The following is a 25,589-nucleotide window of genomic DNA, read 5'->3' as shown; positions in this document are numbered from 1 at the left end:
CCTTTCTATTTACTCAGCGTTTTTACCGAGAGTCTCATGACGGTTCCGTTCGTTCATCTACGTTTGCACAGTGAATATTCCCTGGTCGATGGCTTGGTCAAGCTCAAGTCCCTGGTCAGCACGACCGCTGAGCGCGAGATGCCAGCGCTGGCGCTGACCGACGAAGCCAACCTGTTTGGTCTGGTAAAGTTTTATAAGGCTGCCCAGGGCGCTGGTCTGAAGCCTATTATCGGCAGCGACTTGTGGCTGCATAATCCCCACGACGAGGCGCACCCCTACCGGCTGACGCTGCTGGCGATGAACGATATCGGTTATCGCAATTTGACCGAACTGATTTCCAGAGGCTGGACCGACGGCCAGCGGCAGGGCCGCGCCATTCTGGATAAACAGTGGGTGCTTTCACAAAGTGAAGGACTGATTGCGCTGTCTGGGGCGCGCGATGGTGAAATAGGCCGCCACCTGCTTTCCGACCACGAACGCGAAGCACGTGGGTTGCTGGAGGAGTGGCAGCAGGCGTTCCCCGACCGTTTCTACCTTGAGCTCATCCGCACCGGGCGGCCCCTGGAAGAAGACTGTGTGCATGCCAGCGTGAAACTGGCGATTGACACCCAGACACCGGTGGTGGCGACCAACGATGTGCGTTTCCTGGAGCGCGATGACTATTGGGCCCATGAAACACGCGTGGCGATCGGTGAAGGCAAGGCGCTTGATGACCCGCGGCGCGAGCGTCGCTATACCGAAGAGCAGTATCTCAAAAGCCCTGCCGAGATGGCCGAGCTGTTTGCCGACATTCCCGAGGCGCTGGAAAACAGCGTGATGATCGCCGAGCGCTGCAGCGTCGACGTGCGGCTCGGTGAGATATTCCTGCCCGAGTTCGAAATTCCCGAGGGCATGACCCAGGACGAGTTTTTCCGCAAGATTTCCCACGATGGTCTCACGGACCGGCTGGATTTTTTGTACCCCGCCGAGCGTTACCCGCGCGACGGTGATGAGTACAAGGCAATCGACCAGCGCTATCGTGAGCGGCTCGATTTCGAGTTGAACATCATCATCCAGATGGGCTTTCCCGGTTACTTCCTGATCGTGATGGACTTTATCCAGTGGGCCAAGGACAACAATGTCCCGGTAGGGCCCGGTCGCGGTTCCGGTGCGGGTTCACTGGTGGCCTACGCGCAGAAGATCACCGACCTTGATCCCATCGGTTACGATCTGCTTTTCGAGCGGTTCCTGAACCCCGAGCGGGTTTCCATGCCCGACTTTGACGTCGACTTCTGCATGGAGAAGCGCGACCGCGTCATCGAGTACGTGGCCGACCGCTATGGGCGTGATGCGGTATCGCAGATTGTCACCTTTGGCACCATGGCCGCGAAGGCGGTGGTGCGCGACGTCGCTCGCGCCCAGGGCAAGCCCTATTCGCTGGGCGACAAACTCTCCAAGCTGATTCCCTTTGAAGTGGGCATGACGCTCGATAAGGCGATCGAGCAGGAAGCGGCGCTGAAAGAATTTATCGACAGCGATGAAGAAGCTGAAGAAATCTGGGAAATGGCCCTCAAGCTGGAGGGCACCACCCGGGGCACCGGCAAGCACGCCGGGGGCGTGGTGATCGCGCCTACCAAGCTCACCGACTTTTCGCCGTTGCTCTGCGATGAGGACGGTTCGGGCCTGATGGTGCAGTTCGATAAAAACGATATCGAAGACGCCGGGCTGGTGAAGTTCGACTTTCTGGGGCTGCGCACGCTGACCATTATCGACTGGGCGCTGGAAATGGTCGACAAGGTGCGCGAAGCCAACGACCAGGGGCCGCTCAATATCGACGCCATTCCCCTGGACGATGGCAAGACCTTCGAGATGCTCAAGCGTGCCGAGACCACGGCGGTGTTCCAGCTGGAATCCCGCGGCATGAAGGAACTGATCAAGCGCCTGTTGCCCGATTCACTCGACGACATGATCGCCCTGGTGGCGCTGTTCCGCCCCGGCCCGCTGCAGTCGGGCATGGTGGACGACTTTATCAACCGCAAGCACGGCCGCGCGGAAGTATCTTATCCACACCCTGATTACCAGCACGAGCTGTTGAAAACGGTGCTGGCTCCCACCTATGGCATCATCCTGTACCAGGAACAGGTCATGCAGATCGCCCAGGTGATGGCAGGCTACACGCTCGGCCAGGCCGACATGCTGCGCCGGGCGATGGGCAAGAAAAAGCCCGAGGAAATGGCCAAGCAGCGCGCCGGCTTCATGGAAGGCTGCGCCGCCAACGGCATTGATAAAGACCTGGCGGGCAATATCTTTGATCTGGTAGAGAAGTTTGCTGGTTACGGCTTCAACAAGTCGCACTCGGCCGCCTACGCACTGGTCTCGTACCAGACCGCCTGGCTCAAGGCGCACTACCCGGGGCCCTTCATGGCGGCGGTGATGTCCACGGAAATGGACAATCTGGATAAGGTTGTGCCGCTGATTGAAGAGTGCCGAAACCTCAAGCTGACAGTGACCCCACCGGACGTCAATGTGGGCGGCTACAAGTTCACCGTCGACATTGAGGGCCGCGTGGTATACGGACTGGGGGCGATTCGTGGCGTTGGTGAGGGTCCGATTGGCGCCATCGTTGACGCTCGTGAGGCAGGCGGCGCATTCAGCGACCTCTTCGATTTCTGCAAGCGTATTGACCCCAAACGCATGAACAAGCGCACGCTGGAAGCGCTGATCCGCTCCGGCGCGCTGGATAATCTGGGGCCGAATCGCGCCGTGCTAGCCGCTGCCATGGAAGACGCTCTCAAGGCCGCCGCGCAAAATCACACCAACCAGAATCTGGGTATGCTGGATATGTTCGGCGAGGCGTTTGCCGCTGAAGAAGAGGCGGTAGATGTCTACGCCGAATACCGCCACGTCCGTGAATGGACCGACCGCGAACGGCTGTCCGGTGAGAAAGATACCCTCGGCCTTTATCTGACAGGCCACCCGATTGACGAGTACGAGCGTGAATTAAAGCGCTTTGTATCGACGCGGATCAGCGATTTAAAAGCGTCCTGGGAGCCCCAGCGTATCGCTGGTTTGGTGGTGGCCATGCGCACCATGAAATCAAAGCGCGGCGATACCATGGCGTTTATCACCCTGGATGACCGCACCGGGCGCATCGAGGCCTCGCTATTTGGCGAGCTGTTCGAACAATTGCGTGGGCAAATCGCCGCCGATGAAGTGGTGATTATCGAAGGTGAGGTGTCCAACGATGACTTCTCCGGTGGGCTCAAGCTGCGCGGCAAGGATGTCACGCCCATGGTGGCGGCTCGCGCCCGCTTTGGTCAGGCAGTGGAGTTGGCACTGGATGCCCAGCAGCTCAACGGCCGTCTGGTCGAGAGCTTGCGCGCCAGCCTGTCACCATTTCGCGACGAGGCCGGGTTGCCTGTCCGCCTGCAGTATCGACACCCCGATGCCGTGGGCTGGCTGGAACTGGCGGATGAATGGAAGGTCGCCCCCAGCGATGATTTGCTGCTCACCCTGCGCGATGTCCAGGGGCAGGTGGGTGTCCAGCTACGGTACAAGTAATGCGCGTTCTTCGTGGTGCCTTGCGTGATAGGGTCAGGGTGCGATAATGGCGTCATACATGCGCGTTTCGACAAGGCTTATTTTTAACAGGCAGAGCCGATGAATCCTAATTATCTCGATTTTGAACAGCCCATTGCCGAGCTTCAGGCAAAAATTGAAGAGCTGCGTCTGGTCAGTTCCGATAGCCAGGTCAATCTTTCCGACGAAATCGCCCGGCTGGAAGAGAAAAGCCGCAAGCTGACGGAGTCGATTTTCAAGGATTTGACCCCTTGGCAGGTGTCCCAGCTGTCGCGCCACCCCCAGCGCCCCTACACGCTCGATTACCTTGAGCATATCTTCAGCGACTTTGACGAGCTGCACGGCGATCGCAATTTCGGCGATGATGCCGCCCTCGTCGGCGGTGTGGCGCGCCTGGATGATAAGCCTGTCATTGTGATCGGCCACCAGAAGGGCCGCGACGTGAAGGAAAAGGTGCGGCGCAATTTTGGTATGCCGCGTCCCGAAGGCTACCGCAAGGCCTGCCGACTGATGGAAATGGCCGAGCGTTTCAAGATGCCGGTGCTGACCTTCATCGACACGCCGGGGGCCTACCCGGGGATCGACGCCGAAGAGCGCGGTCAGTCCGAGGCGATTGCCTACAACCTGGCGGTCATGTCGCGCCTGAAAACGCCAATTATCTCCACGGTGGTCGGTGAGGGCGGTTCCGGCGGCGCACTGGCGATTGGTGTGTGCGATGAACTGCAGATGCTGCAGTACTCGACCTATTCGGTGATCTCGCCGGAAGGCTGCGCGTCGATTCTGTGGAAGAGCGCCGACAAGGCTTCAGACGCTGCTCAGGCGATGGGCATTACCGCCGAGCGCTTGAAAGAGCTGGGCTTTGTCGACTCGCTGATCAAGGAGCCGTTGGGTGGCGCGCACCGGCATCCGGTGACGACGTCCGAACGCATCAAGGAAGCATTGACGGCGAGCATCGACCGGCTGCAACAGATGGATACCGAGGCGCTACTGGCGCGTCGCTATGACCGCCTGATGAGTTATGGCGCCCCAGCCGCCTGAATCGCTGGCTGGCCTGCTCAATGACGCCCTGGTGGAAACCCCACCGGGGCGATCTATTTGGGTGGCCGTCTCCGGCGGACTGGATTCGTCGCTACTTTTGACACTGGCCGCGGACGCCTGCCGAAAGGCCCGACGTCGCCTACGAGCGCTGCACGTCAATCATGCGTTGCAACCCGCCGCCGACGCGTTTGAAGCGCACTGCCAGGCGTTGTGTGCCAGGCTCGGCGTGCCCCTCACGGTGGCCAGGGTAACGGTCGAACGCCAGGGCGAAGGGCTTGAAGGTGCTGCTCGCCGGGCGCGCCTGGCCGCCTTTCGACAGCATATCCCGCCTGGCGATACACTCTGGCTGGCCCAGCATCAGGACGATCAGGCTGAAACGCTGCTGCTGGCCGCGATGCGTGGTAGCGGGGTTCGCGGACTCGCCGCTATGCCCTATCGCCGTGACTGGCAGGGCATCACCCTGTTGCGTCCCTGGCTTGATATAGGTCGTGATCAGCTCGCCGAAACGGCCAGGGCCATGCAGCTAGCCTGGTGCGACGACCCGACCAACGACGACGTTGCCCTGGACCGCAACCTGCTGCGCCACCAGGTAGTGCCGCGACTTGAAGCGCGCTGGCCTGCAGCACGCCGGGCGCTATCGCAAAGCGCCCGCCTCGCGGGAGAAGCCGACGCCTTGTTGGCCGCCTACGCCGGTGAAGAACTGCAAACCCTGCAAGAGGGTGATGGTCTGAACGTGACCGCGTTGCGCTCACGCGACCGCCCTCGCCAGCGCCTGCTGGTGCGCACATTGTGTCAGCAGGCGGGCTTGCCCACGCCGCCGCGAGAGCGTTTGGAAACCCTGCTTGATCAACTGATGGCCGGGCGCGACGCTCAGGTGCGCGTCACTTGGCCGGGGGCCGAAGCCCGGGTGTGGCGAGAGCGATTGTTTGTGATGCCGCCGTTAGAGAGCCCGCTACCCTGGCAAATCACCTGGAACGGTCAGCCGGGCATCGATACGCCGCTGGGTCCGCTTGCGCTGACGCTCGATACCGACCAGCCGGTGACGCTGCGCTGGCGCCAGGGAGGCGAGGTGATTCGACTGCCAAAGCGAGGCCGCCGGGCGGTAAAGCGGCTGTTGCAAGAAGCCCACTTGCCGCCCTGGCAGCGCGAGTGGATAGTCATGGTGATGCAAGAAGATGAATGTCTGGGCGTGATTCAGCCGCCCGCCACCATCTTGTGGCGGGCGGACGGCGTCAGGTTGGGCTAATGGGTTGCTCAACAAGATGCAGGCTGAACCCCGCCGTCTCCATGTAGCCTTGTTCCTGTTCCAGATCTGTGCTCAACAGTGTTGGCTCGTCGCTTTCAGGCAGCGTGATCGTCAATTGATCACCGTTGGCGCTTACCTCGGGGAGCGGCGGGGCGTGTTCAGGCCGTGAATGGTTGAACAACACCGCCAGCCGCAGTAGGCGCGCCAGCTTGGCGCTTTGTGCCTGCTGGCTTTTAGGCATCGCCTGCCACTCTTTTAGGGGGAATTTGCGCCGGTGGGCGCGGACTAAAAACGCCAGCAGTTGCTGTTCCGGGCGGGAAAAGCCGGCCAGATCCGAATGTTCAATCAGGTAAGCGCCGTGGCGGTGAAACTGGCTGTGGGAAATGGCCAGGCCAATTTCGTGTACGTGACTCGCCCAGCGTAAATAACGTCTGAGTGAGTCGTTCAGCGACCAGTCACCTTGGAGGGCATCAAATAATCGACTGGCGGTATCCGCCACGTTGTCTGCCTGCCGGTTATCCACGTCATAGGTGCGCTTTAGCACGTCGAGGCTTTTCGAGCGGGTATCTTCGGCGCTATTACGCCCCGCCATGTCATACAGCACTCCCTCGCGCAGGGCGCCGTCGGCAAAGCGCATCTGCTCAAGGTCGAAGGCTTCGAAAATAGCGCTCAATATGGCGATCCCGGCAGGAAACACCTTGGCGCGGTCAGACTTCAAACCGTCGAGCTCGACCTTATCGAGCCGTTTGCACTTGATAAGCCGTTCGCGCAGCTTTTTCAGGCCGCTGCGGGTAATCAGGCCCTCCTGAGTCGTGTCGCCATAGGCGAAGAGCACGCTGGCCGCTGCCTTGATCGTGCCGCTGGAGCCCACCGGGTCGTCCCAGCCCAGGCGCTGATAAGGTCGCTGAATATTGGCCAGCTCCGAAAGTGCCGCCAGCTCGGCACGGCGCATGCGCTTTTCGCTGAGCTCGCCTTCGGGGAAAAAGCGCCGCGAAAAGGTCACGCAGCCCATGCGCAGACTCTCCAGCGCTCTGGGCTCAAAGGCCTCGCCGATGATGAACTCGGTGGACCCACCGCCGATATCGACAATCAAGCGACGACCGTTTTCCGCCAGGGCATGGGCAGCACCCAGGTAGATCAGGCGGGCTTCTTCGCGGCCGGCAATTATCTCGATGGGGTGACCAAGCTGGGCCTCGGCGCGTTCGATAAAGGCCTGGCTGTTATGCGCATCGCGCAGCGCATTGGTTCCCACAATACGCAAATGTTGCTGGGTAATACCGGTAAGGAACGGTGCAAACCGTCCCAAACAATCCAACGCCCGTTGAATGGCGGCCTCACTGAGCTGGCCCTCCTCATCCAAACCGGCGGCAAGCTGGACCTTTTCGCCGAGGCGTGCCACGACTTGAAGGCGCTCATTCTGGTAGTTGGCCACCAGCAGATGAAAGCTGTTCGACCCCATGTCGATGGCCGCTAAACGTTGTGGTGCCCCGTTGTCGGCCGCTGCGTCAGCGGCATCAGTGGGGAGCGAAATGTCCTTGGGCATGAGCTATCCTTCGTGTTGACTGACCCAAGGTTGCGGTGGGCTTTATTTATTGTCAATTGCCAAAAGCTTGCGTTTGACGCGGGGGTTGACTAACATCGAGCTACTGGCTTGATACGACCGGATTTACCCATATATTACCCAGGTCGCCCCAGGCATCATTTAGCGCTGTAACTGGCGCAATTGCGCGGTGAAGCTTTTGACTATCGCGTCCAATGATGTCGGCCAGATGTCCAAGTCGTCAGATAGCCCGCTGGCCCAGCCGTTCCTGTGCTGACCAGACTTATCAGCACTAGCACCCTCGAACTGAGCCACCATTGATCATGTGGTTAACAAGTCTCAGTCTAGCCCCTTTATTCGAGTGAGTGCCTTCTTCGGGGTCTGAACGCATCACACGGCGCCTAGCCATATAATCAAGAGCTACGCCTCCTGTCCTATTTAGGCGCTTAGCGCCCAGCTTTCATGAGCAACTTTCTAATCACACCGATGAATCTCACTGAACTCAAGCAAAAAACCGTTCCCGAGCTGCTCGATATCGCCCGTGAAATGGGTATCGATAACTTGGCCCGTTCGCGCAAGCAGGACATCATCTTCGCCATCCTCAAGAAGCACGCCAAAAGCGGCGAGGATATCTACGGCGATGGGGTGCTGGAAATTCTTCAGGATGGCTTTGGCTTTTTGCGCAGCGCCGACAGCTCTTATCTCGCTGGGCCGGACGATATCTATGTCTCGCCCTCGCAAATCCGTCGCTTTAATCTGCGTAAAGGCGACTCCATCTCGGGCAAGATCCGGCCGCCCAAAGAGGGCGAGCGTTATTTTGCGCTGCTCAAGGTCAGCCAGATCAACTTTGACCGCCCGGAAAACGCCAAGCACAAGATTCTCTTCGAGAACCTGACGCCGCTGTTTCCGGACGATCGCCTGCGCATGGAAATCGGTAATGGTTCCACCGAGGATCTGACCTCGCGGATCATCGACCTGACAGCGCCGATCGGCAAAGGTCAGCGTGGCCTGCTGGTGTCACCCCCCAAAGCGGGTAAGACACTGATGTTGCAGAACATCGCCACCTCGATCACGCGCAATAACCCCGAATGTCATTTGATCGTCCTGTTGATCGATGAGCGCCCCGAGGAAGTGACCGAGATGTCGCGCACCGTGCGTGGCGAAGTGGTCGCCTCAACCTTCGATGAGCCGCCCGCCCGACATGTGCAGGTGGCCGAGATGGTCATCGAGAAAGCCAAGCGGCTGGTCGAGCACAAAAAGGACGTGGTGATTCTGCTTGATTCCATCACCCGCCTGGCGCGTGCTTACAACACCGTGGTGCCAAGCTCGGGTAAAGTGCTGACCGGCGGTGTGGATGCTCACGCGCTCGAGAAGCCCAAACGCTTCTTCGGTGCGGCGCGTAATATCGAAGAGGGCGGCAGCCTGACGATTATTGCCACGGCCCTGGTAGATACCGGTTCGAAAATGGACGAAGTCATTTTCGAGGAGTTCAAGGGCACCGGTAACATGGAAGCGCACCTGGACCGTAAACTGGCTGAAAAACGCGTCTTCCCGGCGATCAATATCCGTCGCAGCGGCACGCGTCGTGAAGACCTGCTGGCCTCCGAAGAAGAGATGCAGCGCATGTGGATATTGCGCAAGCTGTTGAATCCTATGGAGGACACCGCTGCCACCGAGTTCCTGATTGACCGCTTGAAAGATACCAAGACCAATCTGGAGTTTTTTGACGCGATGAAGCGCCGCTAAGGTTTCCTCAAACAGGCCTAGCGGCATGATGGCCAGCCAGGGAGTGTGCATTGAAGTACCATGATTTGCGCGAGTTCATCACGGCTCTTGAGGCCCAAGGCGAACTGAAGCGAATTACCGCTGAAGTTGATCCCTATCTGGAAATTACCGAAATCTGCGACCGCACGCTGCGTGCCGGTGGCCCGGCGCTGCTGTTCGAAAACGTCAAGGGTCACGACATGCCGCTGCTGGGCAACTTGTTCGGCACGCCCAAACGGGTAGCGCTGGGCATGGGGCAGGAGTCGGTCGAGGCGCTGCGCGAAGTTGGCAAGCTGCTGGCCTTTTTGAAAGAGCCCGACCCACCCAAGGGACTTAAAGACGCCTGGAGCAAGCTGCCCATCTTCAAGCAGGTGCTCAGCATGGGCCCCAAGCAGGTCAAGCGCGCGCCGGTGCAGGAGATTGTGTTCGAGGGAGATGAGGTCGACCTGGGTCGTCTGCCCATCCAGCACTGCTGGCCTGGCGACGCAGCGCCGCTGGTGACCTGGCCGTTGGTGATCACCCAGGGGCCGCATAAAAAGCGCCAGAACCTGGGGATCTACCGCCAGCAGAAGATCGCCAAAAATCGCCTGATCATGCGCTGGCTATCCCATCGCGGCGGAGCGCTGGATTTTCAGGAATTTCAAAAGGCGCACCCGGGCGAGCCGTTCCCTGTGGCGGTCGCCCTCGGCGCCGACCCGGCGACCATCCTGGGCGCAGTGACCCCGGTACCCGATACACTGTCCGAGTATGCCTTTGCCGGGTTGTTGCGTGGTTCGCGCACCGAGCTGGTGAAATGTGGTCACGCCGAACTGGACGTGCCTGCCTCGGCGGAAATTATCCTCGAAGGCTTCATCTATCCTGACGATATGGCGCCCGAAGGCCCCTACGGGGATCACACCGGGTATTATAACGAGGTCGACCACTTCCCGGTGTTTACCGTGACGCGCATGACCATGCGCCGTGACGCAATCTATCATTCGACCTACACCGGCAGGCCACCTGACGAGCCCGCCATCCTGGGCGTGGCGCTCAACGAAGTGTTTGTGCCCATTCTGCACAAGCAATTCCCTGAAATTATCGACTTCTACCTGCCCCCTGAAGGCTGTTCCTATCGCATGGCGGTGGTCACCATGAAGAAACAGTACCCCGGCCACGCCAAGCGCGTGATGATGGGGGTATGGAGTTTTTTACGCCAGTTCATGTACACCAAGTTTGTTATCGTGCTGGATGATGATGTGGACGCGCGTAATTGGGAAGATGTCATGTGGGCCATCACCACGCGTATGGATCCGGCCCGTGATACCGTCATGGTGGAAAACACCCCGATCGATTATCTCGATTTTGCGTCTCCCGTGTCGGGGCTGGGGTCGAAAATGGGCCTGGACGCCACCAACAAGTGGCCGGGGGAAACCGATCGTGAGTGGGGCACGCCCATCGTGATGGATGAAGATATCAAGGCCCGGGTCGATGCGCGTTGGGAAAGCCTGGGTATCGATATTCCCTTGCCGTCACCGCGCAAAGGCAGCAGCGCTTAGCCAGTATCCCGACTGATTTTTAACCAAAGAGGCTTTCATGAGTGCAAGGATGTTGACTTGCCAGGTCACGGCCGTCGAGGACCTCAATCCCGACGTATTCGGTGTCACCCTTGAAGGGCGCGCCGAGGCCATGCAGCACGCGCCAGGACAATATTTAGAGCTCAAGCTCGATGAGTCGACCTGGGTACCCTTTTCGATCGCCAGCGCCGAGCGTGGCGACGGTATCCTGGAGTTGCACATTCAGCACTGGCCTGAGCGAGAAAACTCGGCGCGTCTGCGGGAGCTTTTGCAGGTCGCCAATCAACTGACCGTGCGGCTCCCCGGTGGGGATTGCGTTCTGGATGCCCAAAGCACGCGCCCGCTATGGTTGATTGCGGCAGGTACCGGCTTCGCGCAAATGAAGGCAATCATTGAAGCATCGCTGAAAACCCAGCCTGAGCGCCGGATCTCGCTGTGGTGGGCGGTGCGTGAGCATCGCGATCTTTACGCCGAGGTGCTGGCCTGCGACTGGGCACAGCGTTATCCCAATGTCGACTTTCAGGCCGTCACCGAGTTTCCGCTGACGGAACCGATGGCCCCCGGCGAGCGCATTAGCCACCATCAGGGGCGTATAGACCTGGCGCTTGAACAGGCATCCATGACGCCCAGCGAATGGGACGTCTATATTTCCGGCTCGCCCGGTATGGTGTATGCCTGCATGGACGTGCTGGAGCGCAAGGGACTCGCTGAGGACCGGGTGTTCTCAGACGTGTTCTCCTACGCACCGCGCAACCAATAGCCCTTGGCGACGAGTTGCTATTCGCGGCGCATGCAGGCAAGATAAGTTCATAGATTGCAACATTCGGCCCGCATCCGGCCAATATTTCCATCGGGACGCTTTATGTCATCATCACGCGCTACATTAACGACTGATCGCCTGCCAGGAATGGCGGGTGGAAGCTGCGTGCAAGGCGTCCTTGGTTATGGCTATTGGTTTAGCGACGGTGTGCCGATGGCCGACGCCTAACGTCGCGCCTGCAGGCACACCCCAAGGGTTGCCTGCCGACTGCAAAGAAGCCCCGGCTGGTAACCCCACCGGGGCTTCTTGCGTTTCGAGCGTTCTTTCTTGTTCACAGGTATTTCATTAAGGAGCTGACCCATGACCTATCGCGATTTTGTCCACACCATGGTGAACCGCTATCCCGGCTACCGCTATGGCTGGCGATTTAGCGACGCGCGGTCGGTGACAGCTGCCACCTCCGACTGTGCCCTGGCAGGTGGCGCGCTGGATACACGATGTCATGGTCGATGTCAGACCCCTACGGAGAGTTAACCCAATGAACGCCACTGCAAGCTCGATGCTCAATACTGCTGCTACCTCTACTGCCATAAGCGAGTCCGCCGCGATGCTGCCGACGCCTCTCGAATTACGTCGCGACCTGCCGCTCGATGGCGCCCTTGACGAACAAATTGCCGACCAGCGCCGCGCTGTGCAGCGTATTCTTGCCGGTCAGGACGACCGTCTGCTGGTGGTTGTCGGCCCCTGCTCGGTGCATGACCCCGCTGCCGCGCTCGAGTACGCTGACCGCCTGGCCGCCTTGAGTGACGAGGTAAGCGACTACCTCCTGCCGGTGATGCGGGTGTATGTCGAAAAACCGCGTACTACCGTCGGCTGGAAAGGGCTGGCGTACGACCCGCATCTGGATGGCCGAGGCGATATGGCACAGGGGCTAGCGCTTTCCCGTGAGCTGATGCAGGGCGTGGCAAGGCGGGGCTTACCCGTCGCGACGGAACTGCTCCAGCCCATGCTGGCACCTTATCTACAGGATGTCCTCAGTTGGGTTGCCATCGGCGCGCGTACCACGGAATCGCAGCTGCACCGTGAGCTTGCCAGTGACCTGGCAGCGGCAGTCGGCTTCAAGAACGCCACGAGTGGCGATGTCCAGGTAGCGATCGACGCCATGCAGGCGGCAGCGCATTCGCATCAGCGGTTTGCCCTTGATGACGAGGGCCGTCCGGTCATGCAGCAAACGGCAGGCAACCCGCATACCCATGTGGTGCTGCGTGGCGGCCATGGCGAACCCAATTACCAGGCCCACCATGTACGTAAGGCGGTTAACACACTGCGTGAAGCCAGGCAGAACCCGCGTTTGATGGTTGACTGCAGCCATGCCAATGCGCGTAAGGACCACCGTCGCCAAAGCGAAGTCATGCTTGATGTGCTCGCCCAGCGCCAAGCGGGTGAGGCCAATCTGGTCGCGCTCATGCTGGAAAGCCATCTGTTTGAAGGCAAGCAGCCGTTAAAGCCTGGTGCCATGCGTTACGGCGTATCGGTTACCGATGCCTGTGTGGGCTGGGAAACCACCGAGCACCTGCTGAAAACCGCCGCGGAGCGGTTGGCATAGGTCCCTAACACAATGACTTGTTTGCCCTGGCCAGCCCCGTATCATGGGTGGATGTCACTCTTTTCCCGTTTGTGAGGTTGGCCATGGTGTTTACCCTAGAGCCCTACGATTCCCATACCTATCGCCGCAAGGCGCGTATGATCACTTTCATCATGGTCGGGCAACTGCTGATTTTTGGCCTGCTGTTTGCCATGCTGCTGACCGCCACCTTTGGTCAGAGTTTAGGGCTGAACGTATTAGGCGGCATACTGGGGCTGCTGGCCACCAGTGCCATGTTTGCAGCGCTGCGCGACCGGCCGTGGATGCAGGAAGTAGGCTATGTATGGCAGCTCAAGCAGCACCTGTCGCGGATCAACAGCCATCTGCCGGCACTACGTCAGGCGATGCAGGAAGATAACCGCACGGCGCTGGATATTCTGGCGTTTTATCATCAAGGGTTGGCGCAACTGGCCGAGTTCAATGGTCGTGCGCCCAGTGATGACGACGAACGCCAGCGAGTTAACGAGCGGCGCGAGGCTCTTGCCTTGCCACTCCAGGTCGAGCAGTTTGATCCTCAGGATTTACATGCCTTTAAACGCGGCTAATTTATCTATCCGTTACGTCAGGAGTGTACCGTCATGATGACACCGTCACGGTTTTTTGTATTAGGTTGTGCTTTTGTAGCGATCAGCGGTTGTGCTGCCATGGAGTCGCCTACGAGCGCCGAAAGGACGAAAGACAATGCTGGCGGGGATGCCAAAGCCCCCTTGTTCCCGTCAGCCCTGTTTTCCGGTCAGGCCGAACAGTTCGACGCCTGGCACTGTCGCCCGGCGAATCAGGATTTAATCACGGCGGTCGATGGTGACGTGCTACGGCTCTGGTCCTTGCACGGGGCCTGGCGCTTGCCGCAAGCGGTTGTCGCCAGTGGCGCCCGCTACCAAGATGGCGAGATCAGCTTCTGGAACCGCGGTGAACAGGCGCTGGTAGAAACGCCGCGCGGTCAACTCAAGTGTGACCTGGCCGCCCGACGGGAGGCTTCGACCCGTAGGGACCATCCCGGTGTCATGTTCCGTGGTCAGGGCAACGAGCCCGGCTGGACGGTCGAACTTGCCCATGACGCGCCCAAACTTACACTATCGACCGACTACGGCGAGAACGTTGAAACGCTGCCCTACATGGTCAGCGTGATGGATAACGACGCTGGGCGTGTAGTGCTTGAGAACGCCAATGCCGACGACTTTTTCCGGGTGCGTATTGAAGCCGGTGCCTGCTTCGACGGCATGAGCGGTCATCCTTTCCCGGCGCGGGTAACGCTCACCATGGATGGTGAGCAGTACAGTGGGTGTGGTCAGGGGATCGCACCGTCAGCCTAAGGGTTGTTGGATGACGCGCAAGGCAGTGCAAGAGGCTCGGGCTGCCATTTGGGCATGACAAAGGTAGTGGCGCAGAGCGCATCGCGATTGCCCACTGCGCGAGCTGCCAGGCGTGACAGCGTTGTGGCGTCTAGGTCTCGCTCGCTGGCAATTTCCACGCTGATGGCGACCGGCTGCCAGGCATTGTTCTGGCGGGTGGCGAGGCTGAAGTTGAACGGATGATACCCGGGAAAACCCAACCGAAGATCGGTGGCCAGCAGGGTGAGCTGACCATCTATGGAGCGCATCTCGTAGCGTAAAAACGGTCCGGCAAACCACGCCAGGCGCTGACCCGCCCGGCTATCAAGCGCAACGCTTTCCAGCGTCGCGCCCCGGCGCAGCGGTTCAAGTGTCGGGGGCGCGGCGCGATCAAAAACGCTCACCAGACTTTCATGGTAGCGATCACCGTCAACCACAGTGGCACGCCACAACAGAATATTGAACGGTGTCGGCTGTACCAGGATCGGCGCATCCTCAAGCCCCTGCTCAGCGAGTACGGGGGCAAGCCGATGCTCAACGGTCAGCTTTGCGCTGAAAGCCAGTAACAGGTAAATGCAGGATAGTCCCAGTCCCCAGGCGCACCAGTGCCGTACCCGGCGGGTAAGCAGGGCGATGACAAGGCAGGCGAGCAGAGTGAGCGAGTAAAAGGGGTCAATAATGAAGACAATCGGCCAGGCCACCGGTGGGGACTCAAGTGGCCAAAAAAGCTGCGTACCATAGGTGGTCAAGGCATCCAGAAGCGGGTGAGTGATCAGGACCAGACCGAAGAAAGCGCTCCATCGAGCAAGCGGTATATCGCTGGCGGGCGCAACGCGAGCACTGACGAGTGCCAGTAAACCGGCAAGTCCCGTGAGTACAAAAAGCGAATGACTGAAGCCGCGGTGCTCGGTGACGTTGGCGACTGCATCGCCGTAGTCGATCATCACATCGAGGTCGGGCAGGGTGCCTAGCAGAGCGCCGAGGATAACCGCTTTGCAGCCTAGCCGACGCCCTAAAACGGCGCCCCCAACGGTTGCACCCAGCGCTGCCTGTGTGACTGAATCCAAGGGTGTTTCTCCGTTATCATGTTGGTGTTACAAGCGTACTGTTAAAAGCAATATCTGTATAGATATTGTATAATTCATGGCGCTGATTCGTGGATTATGCCTAGCGCACATTGGCAGCCGCAAAAATGCGGTTGGAATGCTAAGCTGGGTGCGTTTGCATTAATTTCGTCACACGACGCAACAAGGAGAGATGGCATGCAATACCTGCACACAATGGTACGCGTCAGTGATCTTGACGCATCGCTGCACTTCTACTGTGAGCTGCTGGGACTCAAGGAAGTCCGTCGTAAAGAAAACGATAAGGGCCGTTTTACGCTGGTGTTTCTTGCCGCGCCGGAGGATGAAGCACGCTCTTCACGCCTCACCGCGCCGGAAATTGAACTGACTTACAACTGGGACCCCGAAGAATATACCGGCGGCCGCAACTTTGGTCACCTGGCCTACCGTGTGGACGATATCTATGCGCTTTGTCAGAAGCTCCAGGACAATGGGGTGACCATCAATCGCCCGCCCCGCGATGGCCACATGGCGTTCGTCAAGTCGCCGGACGGTATCTCGGTTGAGCTGTTGCAAAAAGGCGATGCGCTGGCACCGCAAGAGCCTTGGGCCTCCATGGAAAATACCGGCAGCTGGTAATTGAGCGATAAGGACAGATCATCATGACCATCAAAAACTGGCGGTTACTGCCATGGCTTGCTTCGGCAGCGCTATTGCTGAGTGCCTGTAGCAGCGCGCCGGGGCCAAGTTCCGCGCCAGACCCGGAACCAGGCGGAGACTCACTTTCCGGACCGGTCATCGAGCAGCGCTGGAACCTGCTACTGGTTGGCACCAACGAGCGGTTGTCGATGCCTGACACCCCGTTCTTTGAAATTAGCCGTGACGGTAGCGTGCGTGGCCACGATGGCTGCAATCGTTTTACCGGTGAAGCCACACTGGGTGGCAACCAGCGTATCGAGTTCAGCGAGCTGGCCACTACCCGTATGGCCTGTCCGCAAATGGGCGATGCAGAGAAGGTGACCGATATGCTGGAGACCGCTTATCGTTACCTGATCGACCATGACCGGCTGGTATTTTTCGGTCCGGACAGTCGCGTGCTGGGCGGCTGGCGCGAATCGAACTGATTTAATCAGTCCTCAAAAGGCGGGTTGAAGCGGGCGATAAAGCGCGCATCAATCCGCTTCTTCCAGTGCCATACCCACCTCCCGGAAACGCCCATGGCGCCCCGGCTGGCAATAGCCCGGCCACCACCGGTGCCGATCAGCGCCAGCACACGTTTGGGTGGCTGCCAGGCTGACAAGGTTTCTCCGCGGCATGCCGCACGCAGGTTACCTGCCAGGCGTGATCCCATACGTACTGCATAAACGCCCGCGTTGGGTAACGGCGGATCAAAGGCGGTGCAGTCGCCGGCCGCCAAGATGGTCGGGTGGCCGACCACTGCCAGGGTCTTTTCCACCTGAATAAACCCCTGCGTATCCAGCGGCAGTCGGGTATCAGAAAGCCAGCGGTGGCCGACAGCCCCGGTGGCCCAGAGCACGATATCCGCCTCGATGTGTTTGCCTTCGTGAGTCACTACGCCGCCGTCCACCAGCGCTTCGCCGCGTACGCGGGAGTGAATCCGAATGCCTGTCTTGGCTAACGCCCGTTGCATCAGCCAGCGTGGCAAGCGCCCAGCCTCGGGGAGCAGCTTTGGCGACGCGCTGAGCAGATGACCCTGCCAGCTAACGTCCGGGCGCTGATGGCGGAGTTGTTCCATCACGCTCATCAAGGTTTCGCAGCCCGCCGCGCCGCCGCCTACGCATACCACCCGCTGGCTTGCGCCGGGGGGCAGCTGTTCGACATCATCGCGCAATGACTGCCAGCGGTAATGGAGTGAGCTGAGCGGGCGCATGGCCAGCAGCTGGGGTAGGTGTTGGCCATGCTGCTCGGGGAGTGTCAGCGTCGACCCCACATTGAGCGAGGCTACGTCAAAGTGCAGTACATCGCCGTTGGCCAGGGTGACCTGACGTGCCGACGTGTCCAACGTCACCGCAGGAGAGTCGATAAAACGTGCCCCGGCCCGCTGGCAAAGTGCTGCCACGTCAATCTGTGTCTCGCGCAGTGTACATTCGCCAGCCAGCCAGGCCGGTACGCTACCGGAATAGGCCGCCAGCGGACTGTCGCTGACCACGGTGATGGCGAGCTTGGCTTCTGGCTGTTTGGCAAAGGCTTCCAGCACAAAGGCGTGGGCATGCCCCGCACCGATCAGTAAAAGATGCTGCATGCCAATGGCCCTCAAAACGCGAGTGTATTGAAACGATATGTTGTCTTAACAGATCATAACCTGATTTTTACCCGCTGTTTTAGCAAGATACATGCCCTTATCCACTCGCTCTAACAATTGACGGGGGTTCTCATCTGTTCGAATGGTCGTAAGCCCTGCACTGATGGTCACGGAATCCGGAATCGCAAACGAGTGTTGTTCGATATGACGGCGGAGTCGTTTGGCGATGCAAATCCCTTCGTTCAGTGTCACGTCAGCAATTATCACGATAAACTCTTCTCCGCCCCATCGGCCCAGGTGGTCGTTGCTGCGCAACGTTTGGGTCGCTAAACGTGCGATTTCTCGAAGTATGTCGTCTCCCGTGGGGTGGCCATAGGTATCGTTGATACGTTTGAAGTCATCAATATCAAACATCAACACCGCACAGGTCGCGTTGGAAGCGCACAATTCTTCAATAACGAACTCGGTATAGTAGCGATTCCAGCATCGAGTGAGCAGGTCGGTGTGAGCAAGGCTTTCCAGTCGCTGATTGGTTTTGCGCAACTGGCGGTTAACGTGTACGACGTCCAGGGCCGTAATCGCAACGGCCAGGTCATCGGCGAGCTCCAGCACCATGGACGCTTCAATCGGCAACCAGAAAGTGAGCTGGGCGATAGAGGTGACGTCACCGGGCGTCACCATGGCGTGTTGTCGGAAAATCAACAACCAACCCAGGTGGTTACTGGCCAGGTTTAAAGGGGCGGCAAGCCCTCCCTGGCAATCACCGTCTAATTCGATCGTGCTGTCCTGATCGGTTGTCGTATCCAGGTACCCCAGTTGCTGAAAAATCTGCTGGCGATCTGGGCATTCCCCGAAATAATAAAGCTCGCCCTTGTGGGTCAAGGCGATACCGCTTGCTTGAAAGATGTCACACCAGCCGTGACCATGACGCTGTAAAAAATCGGCAAGGCTCGTTAGCCGTTTTATGTCACGAGACAGTAGACGGCGGCGAGCTTTGAGCCCAAGCTGACGCTCGGCCATGTGTTTTGCCTTCAGCAGGTGCAGCCGCTGAGCGGCGATATCGATAAGGACGGTAACCCACTGCAAGGCGTCTTCCGGTGGGGCAGTCGGGAGTCCTATGTAACCCCAGACGTCATGCTCGCCTTTTAATTCATAATGGTGATAGTGAGACGTCCGTAATTCATCCTGTGAGCGAAAGGTAAGCAGTTGCCCGTGAGACGTCATGGTACTGGCTGCGAGGTAACAATAGGTCAGGCGAAGCTCTCCTGAATCTAATCGTCGGTAAAGCGCGATGGGTTGGTGGTCCGCCAACTCATGGAGCGTTTTAGTAAGCCTTTCAAAAAGCTCCTGAGGCGTTTTCGATGAGCTGATGAGGTCTAATGCGAGACATAGATCATCGTATGTACTGCCTGGTTTATTGGCTGGTATAGAAGGTACGCCACTCATACGGAATGACTCCTAAAGCACGGTGCCCCCCCTAACCGCCAGGTCGTGCCTTGGTATGGGTGAAACGATGGGCTGGAATTGAAGTAACGATTCAATCAAAAGGTTAACCGTTATTCAACTATTATTGAATAATCGCTTCACATTGGCGGCATGAATGAAAAACAGATGTTCGCCGAGCGATTGAAAAACGCCATGCAAGCTGCCGGGTACGATGTACGCTCCTCTGTTCTGGAGCGTGAATTCAACCTGCGCTATTGGGGAAAGCCGATTACGTATCAGGCGGTCAGACGCTGGCTGCGCGGCGATTCCATTCCCAGCCAGGAAAAACTTCAGGTATTGGCGCATTGGCTGGCCATTGATCCTCACCAATTACGCTATGGAGCTGGGGGACAAGCGTCCATCAAGGAGCCGTCTGGCGTTTGGGAGACCTCTTCCAGCAACGAAGAGCGGCGCTTATTAGCGTTATATCGCCGCTTGCCCTCCGAGCAACGTAAGGTCGTTCTAGAAGTGATGGATACGTTTGCGAAAGCCTATTCAACGACAGATAGCCCGACTAAATAGGTGGTGTCTTGAGCGATCTTCCGCTACGACTCACCGCGTCGCCAGTTGAAGTAGCGCTTTAACAAACTGAGCACCCGTTCGGGTTTGTGGGCGTTCTTCCACACGCCCGCCGTCGCCTTGGCGGCTTCGCCCAGGGTCGGGTAAGGGTGGATGGTGCCCAACAGCTTGTTTAGACCCAGGCCGTGTTTCATGGCGAGGGTGAACTCACCCACCCATTCGCCGGCATTTTCGGCCACGATGGTCGCGCCAAGAATCCTGTCTTTGCCCGGCACGGTGAGCACCTTGATAAACCCCTGGGTGGCGCCTTCGGCAATCGCCCGGTCACTGTCTGCCATGGCGTAGCGGGTTACCTCGAAGGCGATATTTTTCTCCCTGGCTTCCTTCTCGTTGAGGCCGACTCGCGCCACTTCGGGCTGGACGTAGGTGACGGCGGGCATAAAGCGGTAATCCACGGCAAAGCTTTTCAACTCGCCAAACAGCGCGTTTACCGCTGCGTGCCAGGCCTGGTGAGCGGCCGCGTGAGTCAACTGGTAGGGCCCGGCGAGATCCCCGCAGGCCCAGATATTCGGCAGTCGGGTTTGCAGTCGCTCGTTAAGCTCCAGTGTACCGGTAGGGGTTGTGGAGACGCCCAGTGCCTCAAGGCCCAGCCCTTCAATGTTGGCTTGGCGGCCGACACTCACCAGCAGATAGTCAAAGGCCAGTATCGAGCGCTCTCCCTGATGCTCCACGGCAAGCTGGTAGCCTGACGTGTCGTTGAGAACTTCCAGTGCCTTGGTGTCCGTCATCACCGTCACCCCTTCGTCCGTCAGGGTGTTTTCGACGGCTTCGCCGACCTCCTGGTCCTCCCGACCCAGCAACTGGTGCATGCCTTCTACCAGCGTGACCTGGCTGCCCAGGCGGGCGAAGCTCTGGCTAAGTTCACAGCCGATAGCGCCGCCACCGAGTACCACCAGGCGTTTAGGCAGTTCTGTCAGTGACCATAGGTTTTCAGAGGTGAGTACGGGCGCGTGCTCAATGCCCGGTAGCGGCGGCACCTTGGGGCGGGCGCCGGTGGCCAGCACGATATGGCGGGCAGTAACGGTTTGAGCACCGATTTGAACTTCCCAGGGCGACGTCAGAGTGGCGTGGTCCTGATACACCTCAACGCCCAGATCGGTGTAGCGCTCGACGCTGTCGTGGGGTTCGATATCGCGAATCGCCTGATGCACATGCCCCATGACCTTGGCGAAATCAATCTGCGGTTCGCTTGACGTCACGCCAAAGCGTGGTGCGGTGCGAATCTCGTGGGCGGCGCAGGCGGCCCGAATCAGTGCCTTGGACGGTACGCAGCCAGTATTCAGGCAGTCGCCACCCATCTTGTGTTTTTCAACCAATGCCACCCTGGCGTTGACGGCGCTGGCGATATAGCTGGTCACCAGGCCGGCCGAGCCGCCGCCAATCACGACAATGTCGTAGTCAAAATGCGCTGGCCGATTGAACTCTTTGTAGGCTTTTCGCTTCTGTACCAGCAGGACAATGCGCCGCGCGATCCAGGGAAAAATCGCCAGGAGCGCAAAGGACGCCAGCAGCGTTGGTGAAATAATGCCGCCGAGGCTCTCAAGCTCCCCCAACTGGCCGCCGGCATTGACGTAAATGGCAGTGCCGGGAAGCATGGCGACCTGGCTCACCCAATAAAACGTCACGGTCTTGATGCGCGTCAGGCCCATCACCAGGTTGATCATGAAAAACGGGAACACTGGCACCAGACGCAGGGTGAAAAGGTACAGGGCACCGTCCCGCTCGACCCCGCGGTTCACCGATTCGAACTGACGCGGAAAGCGCTTTTCAATCGCCTGGCGGAATAAAAAGCGCGACAGCAAAAACGCCAGCGTAGCGCCCAATGTGCTGGCAAAGGAGATGATCAATAGCCCCCAGCCGAGCCCGAACAGCGTGCCACCCAGTAGTGTCAGCAGGGTTGCCCCGGGCAGCGACAGCGCGGTCATCACCACATACACGGCGAAAAAGATGCCCGCTACCTGCCAGGGGGATTGACTGAACGCCGCCTGAAAGTCGCTCTGGTAGGCTTTGAGGGTATCGAGGGTGAACCACTGGTGGGCACCGGTCAGAAAGAAAGCCCCGATGGCCACGATCAGTAAGGCTGCCATCAGTATACGTTGTCGGGTCACGGTCATCTCCAGGAAAGCGTTTCAGGGTAGAGGTCAGTGGGCGTGCAGCGTGTTTCCTTACACTGGCGCGCGGGTAGCTTGCCAGCGCTGCCAGTCTTCCGGTCGGTCAACGTCCCATACGGTGGCGGGGTAACTGGCGTGAAGGCCGAGTGCTTCAATCCGTTGCCGGGTCGCGCTAAGCACCCTGTCATTGCCCCAGGGAATCAACTCAAACAGCCCCGGATAGTCGCGGTGGGTGCCGATCAGCCCATAGCCGCCGTCCTCGGCGGGCAGCATGACCACGTCATGCGTGTGGAGCTGCTGCGCACAGGCCGTGATCAGATCGCTGGTGATGCTCGGGCAGTCACTGCCCATCACCATGGCGGGGCCTGACGCGCTGTTCAGTGCGTGACGGATGCGTGTCCCTAAATTGCCCTCCGGCTGGGGGGCGAGCGTCACGCCAAAGTGTTCGTAAAGCTCGCCAAACAGTGGGTGAGTATGGTCGAGTGCCGTCCACAGCGTGATGTGGTCAGCAGATAGTGCTTTGCAGGCATTGGCCACACAGTGGCGGACCAGTTGCGCATGGGCATCCGCGGCACCCTCTGGGCCGAGCAACGGCGCCAGGCGTGTTTTAGCCCGCCCTGGCAGCGGCGCCTTGGCCAGCAGGTGCAGGTGGAGCGTTTCACCGGGCATCGCGATACTCCCTGGCCAGTTGGGTGGCGCTAACGCCGCGCCAGTAGCGATAGCGCAGCCGCCACATCAGGCGGATGGTCGACCAGGCACCGTGTTGGTCCCAGCGCCTGCCTGAGCTTATCACTTTGCTGCGTAGACAGGCAGGATGCGACAGCTGTTTGAGCCGTTTAGACAGCTCAATGTCTTCCATCAGCGGTTGATCGGGAAAACCGCCGACTGCCGTGAAGGTGCTCGCGCGCACAAAAATGCCTTGGTCGCCGGTGGCGATGCCAGTGAGCCGAGAACGCAGATTCATCATCGTGCTTACCACGGGCAGCCAGCGGCTGCGGCCTGAGAGGTTGATGGCGAAGTGTCCCCAGGCATGGCGGCCAAGCGCCTGGGTTATCTGCTCAACGGCGTTCCCGGGCAGTTGAGTATCTGCATGCAGGAACAGTAACGCCGGGGCGCTGGCATGCTGTGCGCCGAGATTCATTTGCCGCGCCCGCCCCGGTTGACTGGCTATCACTCTATTCGCCAGCGGCCGGGCGATGTGAACGCTTGCGTCGCTACTGCCGCCATCGACGACGATGACTTCAACACCTTGGTCGCCAAGCGATGACAGTGCCGTTAAATGGTCCGCCAAAGAGGCTCCCTCGTTGAGCACCGGGATGACGATGCTGAGGCGAGCGGTTGGGTCAGCCGAGTTCAATGATCGGCCCTCCCGCGGCGTCGGCATCGGCGTGGTCGTGGGTGACCAGCAGCGCGGGGAGGCCTGCGTCGCGCAATTGGCGGAATACCAACGAGCGCATTTCCTGGCGCAGGGCCATATCCAGCTTGGAAAATGGTTCGTCGAGCAGCACCGCGTGTGGCTGTGAGAGCAGCAGGCGCATCAAGGCCACGCGGGCTTGCTGACCGCCGGAAAGCGTTGCCGGGTCGCGCTCCTCATAGCCTGCGAGCCCCACCTGGTGAAGCGCCTGGGCCACCTTCGGCTGTTTGTTGGCGGTGTGTTGGGGAATGCCAAAGTGCAGATTGCCGCCCACGCTGAGGTGAGGAAACAGCAGTGGATCCTGAAATAACAGCCCGAGTCCGCGTTTTTCGGCAGGCAGGGTGTCCAGCCTTGTGTCGGCCAGAAAGATTTGCCCCTGGGCTTTGAAGGCAGGCGATATGAATCCTGCCAGGTAGGCCAGCAGGGTTGATTTACCCGAGCCGGAGGGGCCCATGACGGTGAGCACCTCGCCGGGGGCAATGGTCCGATCGATGGCCAGCAGCCTTTCGCCATTCAGGGTGATCTGTACCTGCTGAATGTGCAGCGTCGGGTTCAGTGTCATGCAACTCCTCGCATCTGGCGACGTTTGGCCCAGGCCAGGCGCGGTATCAGCAGCGCCAGACTAAAGCCGATAAAGGGGAGTAGTGCCTGGAGCAGCGCGAGGACGGCGATCAGCCGTCGGTTGCCCCCGGATGCCATGGCCACCGCTTCGGTGGTAATGGTGGGGACACGCCCGCCGCCGAGTAGCAGTGTGGGTAAGTATTGGCCGATACTCACGGCCAAACTGACCGCGCAGGCGGTGAGCAGTGGCGCCAGCAGCAGCGGCAGGCGTACCTGCCAAAAAGCCCGCCAAGGCGAGGCCCCCAGCGAATGGGCAACCTGCAGCCAGCGAGGGTCCAGGCGTCGATAGGCTTCGGAGAGTGACAGGTAGAGATAAGGCGCTACAAAAAGTAAATGGGCGGCCACCACTAGCGTTCGTTGCGGGCGAACGTTAATGCTTTCCGCCGCGACCACCAAGCCAAACAGAAAGGCGACCTGGGGAATGATCAGCGGTAGATACAGCAGCCACTGGGAGCGGCTGGCCGGACGACGCTGGCGCACCTCATTCTCAAGGACAGCCACCACCAGCGCAGCGGCAATCAGTGTCGCCGCCAGCCCCACGCTTAAGGTATTCAACAGTGGCGTTGCCAGGCTGGGGAGAAGACGTTGCCAATGATCGAGCGTAAAGGTGCCGGGCAAGGCATCAGGAAAACGCCAGAAACCGGCCACTGAAAAGATCACCAGCCCCCCGATCGCGCTGATGGCCAAGAGTGTCGTGGTCGCCAGCAATAGTCGGCCACCCATGGCGATCACTACCGACCCCGTACTTCTTGCGCCATTGACCAGCCAGCCTTGACTAACCCGCTTGACACACTGCTCGCCGAGCCACCAGGTCAACAGCGCGGCCAGGGTGACGCCAAGCTGAAGCACGGCGCCGGCAGACGCCATGAAACGACGGTTCAGATCGGGGTCATTGAACCAGCTCAGAATCGAGACGCTCAGTGTAGGCGGTAAGGTCGGGCCAAGAATCATGGCCATATCAACCACCGACGTGGCGTAGGCAATCACCGCGTAAACGGGCAACCGAATCAGCGGGTAGAGCGCCGGGAAGACACTTTTCAGCCAGGCAATACTCGGGGCGTAACCCAGTGAGCGCGACAGCATGACACGCTGATCGGGTTGAAGCTGAGGCAGTGCGGCAAGACACATCAGCAGTAGAAAGGGGACTTCCTTGAGCACCAGCCCGGCCATCAATGTAAGCCCTATGGCGTCGTTGACGATGAGCCAGTCGGGAGGCCGCTCCCAGCCCGTCAGCCCGGGAGAGAGAAAACGTGCCAATAACCCGGAGGGCGCGATAAGGAAGGCAAGGCCAAACGCCACGGCCGCATGAGGGATCGCCAGCAAGGGTGAAACCAGCCGCCGGATGCCGCGATCAAGCCAGGTGCCGCGGCTGGCAGCCAGAAAAAGCACCACCACCACCAGTGCCATGAGGGTGCTCAGCAATCCGCTGGCAAAGCTCACCGCTATCGAACGACCAAGCCCGGGTTGGGCGAACAGGCTTTGCCAGGGGGCCATGCTCACGGTGTTGCCGCCCAATGCAGGCAGATAGCCAAAGGCGGGCAGCAATACCATCAACAGGCCTGCCCCAACGGGCAGGACCAGTAGGGCAATAAGCAGCGTCGGGGCCAGGCGCAGCAT

Annotated in this window: 23 protein-coding genes; 14 read left to right on the top strand and 9 right to left on the bottom strand. The window is 59.5% G+C overall.

Annotated elements, in window-relative coordinates; genetic code table 11:
* The first annotated feature begins 36 nt into the window (after positions 1-36).
* From dnaE to tilS, 3 genes are all read left to right on the top strand, one after another.
* Positions 37-3,540 carry a DNA polymerase III subunit alpha gene (gene dnaE / locus R3F64_RS12955; RefSeq protein ID WP_085918352.1) on the top strand — a complete coding sequence of 1,168 codons (3,504 nt, stop codon included), beginning with the start codon at positions 37-39 and terminating at the stop codon, positions 3,538-3,540.
* A gap of 99 nt (positions 3,541-3,639) precedes the next feature.
* On the top strand, positions 3,640-4,596 hold the full coding sequence (accA, locus tag R3F64_RS12950) for an acetyl-CoA carboxylase carboxyl transferase subunit alpha (RefSeq protein ID WP_332611843.1): 957 nt from the start codon (positions 3,640-3,642) through the stop codon (positions 4,594-4,596).
* Complete coding sequence (gene tilS, locus R3F64_RS12945) at positions 4,577-5,842, top strand: tRNA lysidine(34) synthetase TilS (RefSeq protein ID WP_332611841.1); 1,266 nt, start codon at positions 4,577-4,579, stop codon at positions 5,840-5,842. Before accA ends, tilS begins: the two co-directional genes overlap by 20 nt.
* Here the strand turns inward: tilS and ppx are convergent.
* Complete coding sequence (ppx, locus tag R3F64_RS12940; protein ID WP_264824570.1) at positions 5,829-7,385, bottom strand: exopolyphosphatase; 1,557 nt, start codon at positions 7,383-7,385, stop codon at positions 5,829-5,831. The genes tilS and ppx overlap by 14 nt on opposite strands.
* Before the next feature lie 483 nt (positions 7,386-7,868).
* Here ppx and rho point away from each other — a divergent pair, with 483 nt between their 5' ends.
* The 8 genes from rho to R3F64_RS12900 all read left to right on the top strand — a co-directional run bounded on the left by rho (position 7,869) and on the right by R3F64_RS12900 (position 14,417).
* Complete coding sequence (rho, locus tag R3F64_RS12935; protein WP_066322024.1) at positions 7,869-9,128, top strand: transcription termination factor Rho; 1,260 nt, start codon at positions 7,869-7,871, stop codon at positions 9,126-9,128.
* A 50-nt stretch (positions 9,129-9,178) separates the two neighbouring features.
* A complete protein-coding gene (gene ubiD / locus R3F64_RS12930; RefSeq protein ID WP_332611839.1) occupies positions 9,179-10,681 on the top strand; it encodes a 4-hydroxy-3-polyprenylbenzoate decarboxylase in 1,503 nt (500 codons plus the stop codon).
* Positions 10,682-10,718: 37 nt separating this feature from the next.
* Entirely contained in the window at positions 10,719-11,459 is a 741-nt protein-coding gene (locus R3F64_RS12925; RefSeq protein ID WP_085918357.1) for an NAD(P)H-flavin reductase, read from the top strand.
* 102 nt (positions 11,460-11,561) lie between these two features.
* The gene (locus R3F64_RS12920) at positions 11,562-11,687 is read left to right on the top strand and encodes a hypothetical protein (RefSeq protein WP_267905860.1); all 126 of its coding nucleotides are present in this window, start codon (positions 11,562-11,564) and stop codon (positions 11,685-11,687) included.
* A 132-nt stretch (positions 11,688-11,819) separates the two neighbouring features.
* Complete coding sequence (locus R3F64_RS12915) at positions 11,820-11,993, top strand: hypothetical protein (protein ID WP_176243656.1); 174 nt, start codon at positions 11,820-11,822, stop codon at positions 11,991-11,993.
* A 4-nt stretch (positions 11,994-11,997) separates the two neighbouring features.
* Positions 11,998-13,065 (top strand): 3-deoxy-7-phosphoheptulonate synthase, encoded by a 1,068-nt coding sequence (locus R3F64_RS12910; RefSeq protein WP_199284599.1) that lies wholly within the window; start codon positions 11,998-12,000, stop codon positions 13,063-13,065.
* Between the two features lie 83 nt (positions 13,066-13,148).
* Positions 13,149-13,649: a DUF3087 family protein gene (locus tag R3F64_RS12905; RefSeq protein WP_085918359.1), complete on the top strand. Its 501-nt coding sequence runs from the start codon at positions 13,149-13,151 to the stop codon at positions 13,647-13,649.
* 33 nt (positions 13,650-13,682) lie between these two features.
* Complete coding sequence (locus tag R3F64_RS12900) at positions 13,683-14,417, top strand: MliC family protein (RefSeq protein WP_332611835.1); 735 nt, start codon at positions 13,683-13,685, stop codon at positions 14,415-14,417.
* Here the strand turns inward: R3F64_RS12900 and R3F64_RS12895 are convergent.
* Positions 14,414-15,502 (bottom strand): metal-dependent hydrolase, encoded by a 1,089-nt coding sequence (locus tag R3F64_RS12895; RefSeq protein WP_199284600.1) that lies wholly within the window; start codon positions 15,500-15,502, stop codon positions 14,414-14,416. The genes R3F64_RS12900 and R3F64_RS12895 overlap by 4 nt on opposite strands.
* Before the next feature lie 195 nt (positions 15,503-15,697).
* Here R3F64_RS12895 and gloA point away from each other — a divergent pair, with 195 nt between their 5' ends.
* Together gloA and R3F64_RS12885 are read left to right on the top strand one after the other, a co-directional pair.
* Positions 15,698-16,138 (top strand): lactoylglutathione lyase, encoded by a 441-nt coding sequence (gloA, locus tag R3F64_RS12890; protein WP_085918362.1) that lies wholly within the window; start codon positions 15,698-15,700, stop codon positions 16,136-16,138.
* Positions 16,139-16,161: 23 nt separating this feature from the next.
* Positions 16,162-16,623 carry an META domain-containing protein gene (locus R3F64_RS12885; RefSeq protein WP_199284601.1) on the top strand — a complete coding sequence of 154 codons (462 nt, stop codon included), beginning with the start codon at positions 16,162-16,164 and terminating at the stop codon, positions 16,621-16,623.
* 5 nt (positions 16,624-16,628) lie between these two features.
* On the opposite strand, the gene R3F64_RS12880 is transcribed toward R3F64_RS12885, so the two are convergent.
* Positions 16,629-17,762, bottom strand: a complete 1,134-nt coding sequence (locus R3F64_RS12880) for an FAD-dependent oxidoreductase (RefSeq protein ID WP_199284602.1) — start codon at positions 17,760-17,762, stop codon at positions 16,629-16,631.
* A gap of 45 nt (positions 17,763-17,807) precedes the next feature.
* Entirely contained in the window at positions 17,808-18,986 is a 1,179-nt protein-coding gene (locus R3F64_RS12875; RefSeq protein ID WP_332611832.1) for a GGDEF domain-containing protein, read from the bottom strand.
* Between the two features lie 387 nt (positions 18,987-19,373).
* Between R3F64_RS12875 and R3F64_RS12870 the strand changes: the two genes are divergently transcribed.
* Positions 19,374-19,769 (top strand): transcriptional regulator, encoded by a 396-nt coding sequence (locus tag R3F64_RS12870; RefSeq protein ID WP_309783590.1) that lies wholly within the window; start codon positions 19,374-19,376, stop codon positions 19,767-19,769.
* Between the two features lie 23 nt (positions 19,770-19,792).
* Here R3F64_RS12870 and R3F64_RS12865 read toward each other — a convergent pair whose 3' ends face one another.
* Genes R3F64_RS12865 through R3F64_RS12845 form a run of 5 tightly spaced genes read right to left on the bottom strand, consistent with a single transcriptional unit; the run spans position 19,793 to position 25,589 of the window.
* On the bottom strand, positions 19,793-21,934 hold the full coding sequence (locus tag R3F64_RS12865; protein ID WP_332611828.1) for an FAD-dependent oxidoreductase: 2,142 nt from the start codon (positions 21,932-21,934) through the stop codon (positions 19,793-19,795).
* 57 nt (positions 21,935-21,991) lie between these two features.
* A complete protein-coding gene (locus R3F64_RS12860) occupies positions 21,992-22,606 on the bottom strand; it encodes a TIGR04282 family arsenosugar biosynthesis glycosyltransferase (RefSeq protein WP_085918367.1) in 615 nt (204 codons plus the stop codon).
* A complete protein-coding gene (locus tag R3F64_RS12855) occupies positions 22,596-23,294 on the bottom strand; it encodes a TIGR04283 family arsenosugar biosynthesis glycosyltransferase (RefSeq protein ID WP_254902879.1) in 699 nt (232 codons plus the stop codon). The genes R3F64_RS12860 and R3F64_RS12855 overlap by 11 nt, the downstream gene beginning before the upstream one ends.
* Positions 23,281-23,913, bottom strand: a complete 633-nt coding sequence (locus R3F64_RS12850; RefSeq protein ID WP_085918369.1) for an ATP-binding cassette domain-containing protein — start codon at positions 23,911-23,913, stop codon at positions 23,281-23,283. Before R3F64_RS12850 ends, R3F64_RS12855 begins: the two co-directional genes overlap by 14 nt.
* Positions 23,910-25,589, bottom strand: a complete 1,680-nt coding sequence (locus R3F64_RS12845) for an ABC transporter permease (protein WP_332611826.1) — start codon at positions 25,587-25,589, stop codon at positions 23,910-23,912. Before R3F64_RS12845 ends, R3F64_RS12850 begins: the two co-directional genes overlap by 4 nt.

Origin of the sequence: Halomonas sp. 5021, assembly GCF_036663435.1 — a bacterium.
Lineage (GTDB): Bacteria > Pseudomonadota > Gammaproteobacteria > Pseudomonadales > Halomonadaceae > Vreelandella > Vreelandella janggokensis.
The sequence above is the reverse complement of the archived record's forward strand: the minus strand, read 5'-3'. Positions and strand labels throughout refer to the sequence as shown.

Excerpts from the sequence above, each read along its gene's own strand:
- dnaE (WP_085918352.1), top strand. The coding sequence starts at position 37 with ATGACGGTTCCGTTCGTTCATCTACGTTTGCACAGTGAATATTCCCTG.
- accA (WP_332611843.1), top strand. The coding sequence starts at position 3,640 with ATGAATCCTAATTATCTCGATTTTGAACAGCCCATTGCCGAGCTTCAG.
- tilS (WP_332611841.1), top strand. The coding sequence starts at position 4,577 with ATGGCGCCCCAGCCGCCTGAATCGCTGGCTGGCCTGCTCAATGACGCC.
- ppx (WP_264824570.1), bottom strand. The coding sequence starts at position 7,385 with ATGCCCAAGGACATTTCGCTCCCCACTGATGCCGCTGACGCAGCGGCC.
- rho (WP_066322024.1), top strand. The coding sequence starts at position 7,869 with ATGAATCTCACTGAACTCAAGCAAAAAACCGTTCCCGAGCTGCTCGAT.
- R3F64_RS12925 (WP_085918357.1), top strand. The coding sequence starts at position 10,719 with ATGAGTGCAAGGATGTTGACTTGCCAGGTCACGGCCGTCGAGGACCTC.
- R3F64_RS12920 (WP_267905860.1), top strand. The coding sequence starts at position 11,562 with ATGTCATCATCACGCGCTACATTAACGACTGATCGCCTGCCAGGAATG.
- R3F64_RS12915 (WP_176243656.1), top strand. The coding sequence starts at position 11,820 with ATGACCTATCGCGATTTTGTCCACACCATGGTGAACCGCTATCCCGGC.
- R3F64_RS12910 (WP_199284599.1), top strand. The coding sequence starts at position 11,998 with ATGAACGCCACTGCAAGCTCGATGCTCAATACTGCTGCTACCTCTACT.
- R3F64_RS12905 (WP_085918359.1), top strand. The coding sequence starts at position 13,149 with ATGGTGTTTACCCTAGAGCCCTACGATTCCCATACCTATCGCCGCAAG.
- R3F64_RS12900 (WP_332611835.1), top strand. The coding sequence starts at position 13,683 with ATGATGACACCGTCACGGTTTTTTGTATTAGGTTGTGCTTTTGTAGCG.
- gloA (WP_085918362.1), top strand. The coding sequence starts at position 15,698 with ATGCAATACCTGCACACAATGGTACGCGTCAGTGATCTTGACGCATCG.
- R3F64_RS12885 (WP_199284601.1), top strand. The coding sequence starts at position 16,162 with ATGACCATCAAAAACTGGCGGTTACTGCCATGGCTTGCTTCGGCAGCG.
- R3F64_RS12880 (WP_199284602.1), bottom strand. The coding sequence starts at position 17,762 with ATGCAGCATCTTTTACTGATCGGTGCGGGGCATGCCCACGCCTTTGTG.
- R3F64_RS12875 (WP_332611832.1), bottom strand. The coding sequence starts at position 18,986 with ATGACGTCTCACGGGCAACTGCTTACCTTTCGCTCACAGGATGAATTA.
- R3F64_RS12870 (WP_309783590.1), top strand. The coding sequence starts at position 19,374 with ATGTTCGCCGAGCGATTGAAAAACGCCATGCAAGCTGCCGGGTACGAT.
- R3F64_RS12860 (WP_085918367.1), bottom strand. The coding sequence starts at position 22,606 with ATGCCCGGTGAAACGCTCCACCTGCACCTGCTGGCCAAGGCGCCGCTG.
- R3F64_RS12850 (WP_085918369.1), bottom strand. The coding sequence starts at position 23,913 with ATGACACTGAACCCGACGCTGCACATTCAGCAGGTACAGATCACCCTG.
- R3F64_RS12845 (WP_332611826.1), bottom strand. The coding sequence starts at position 25,589 with ATGCTGCGCCTGGCCCCGACGCTGCTTATTGCCCTACTGGTCCTGCCC.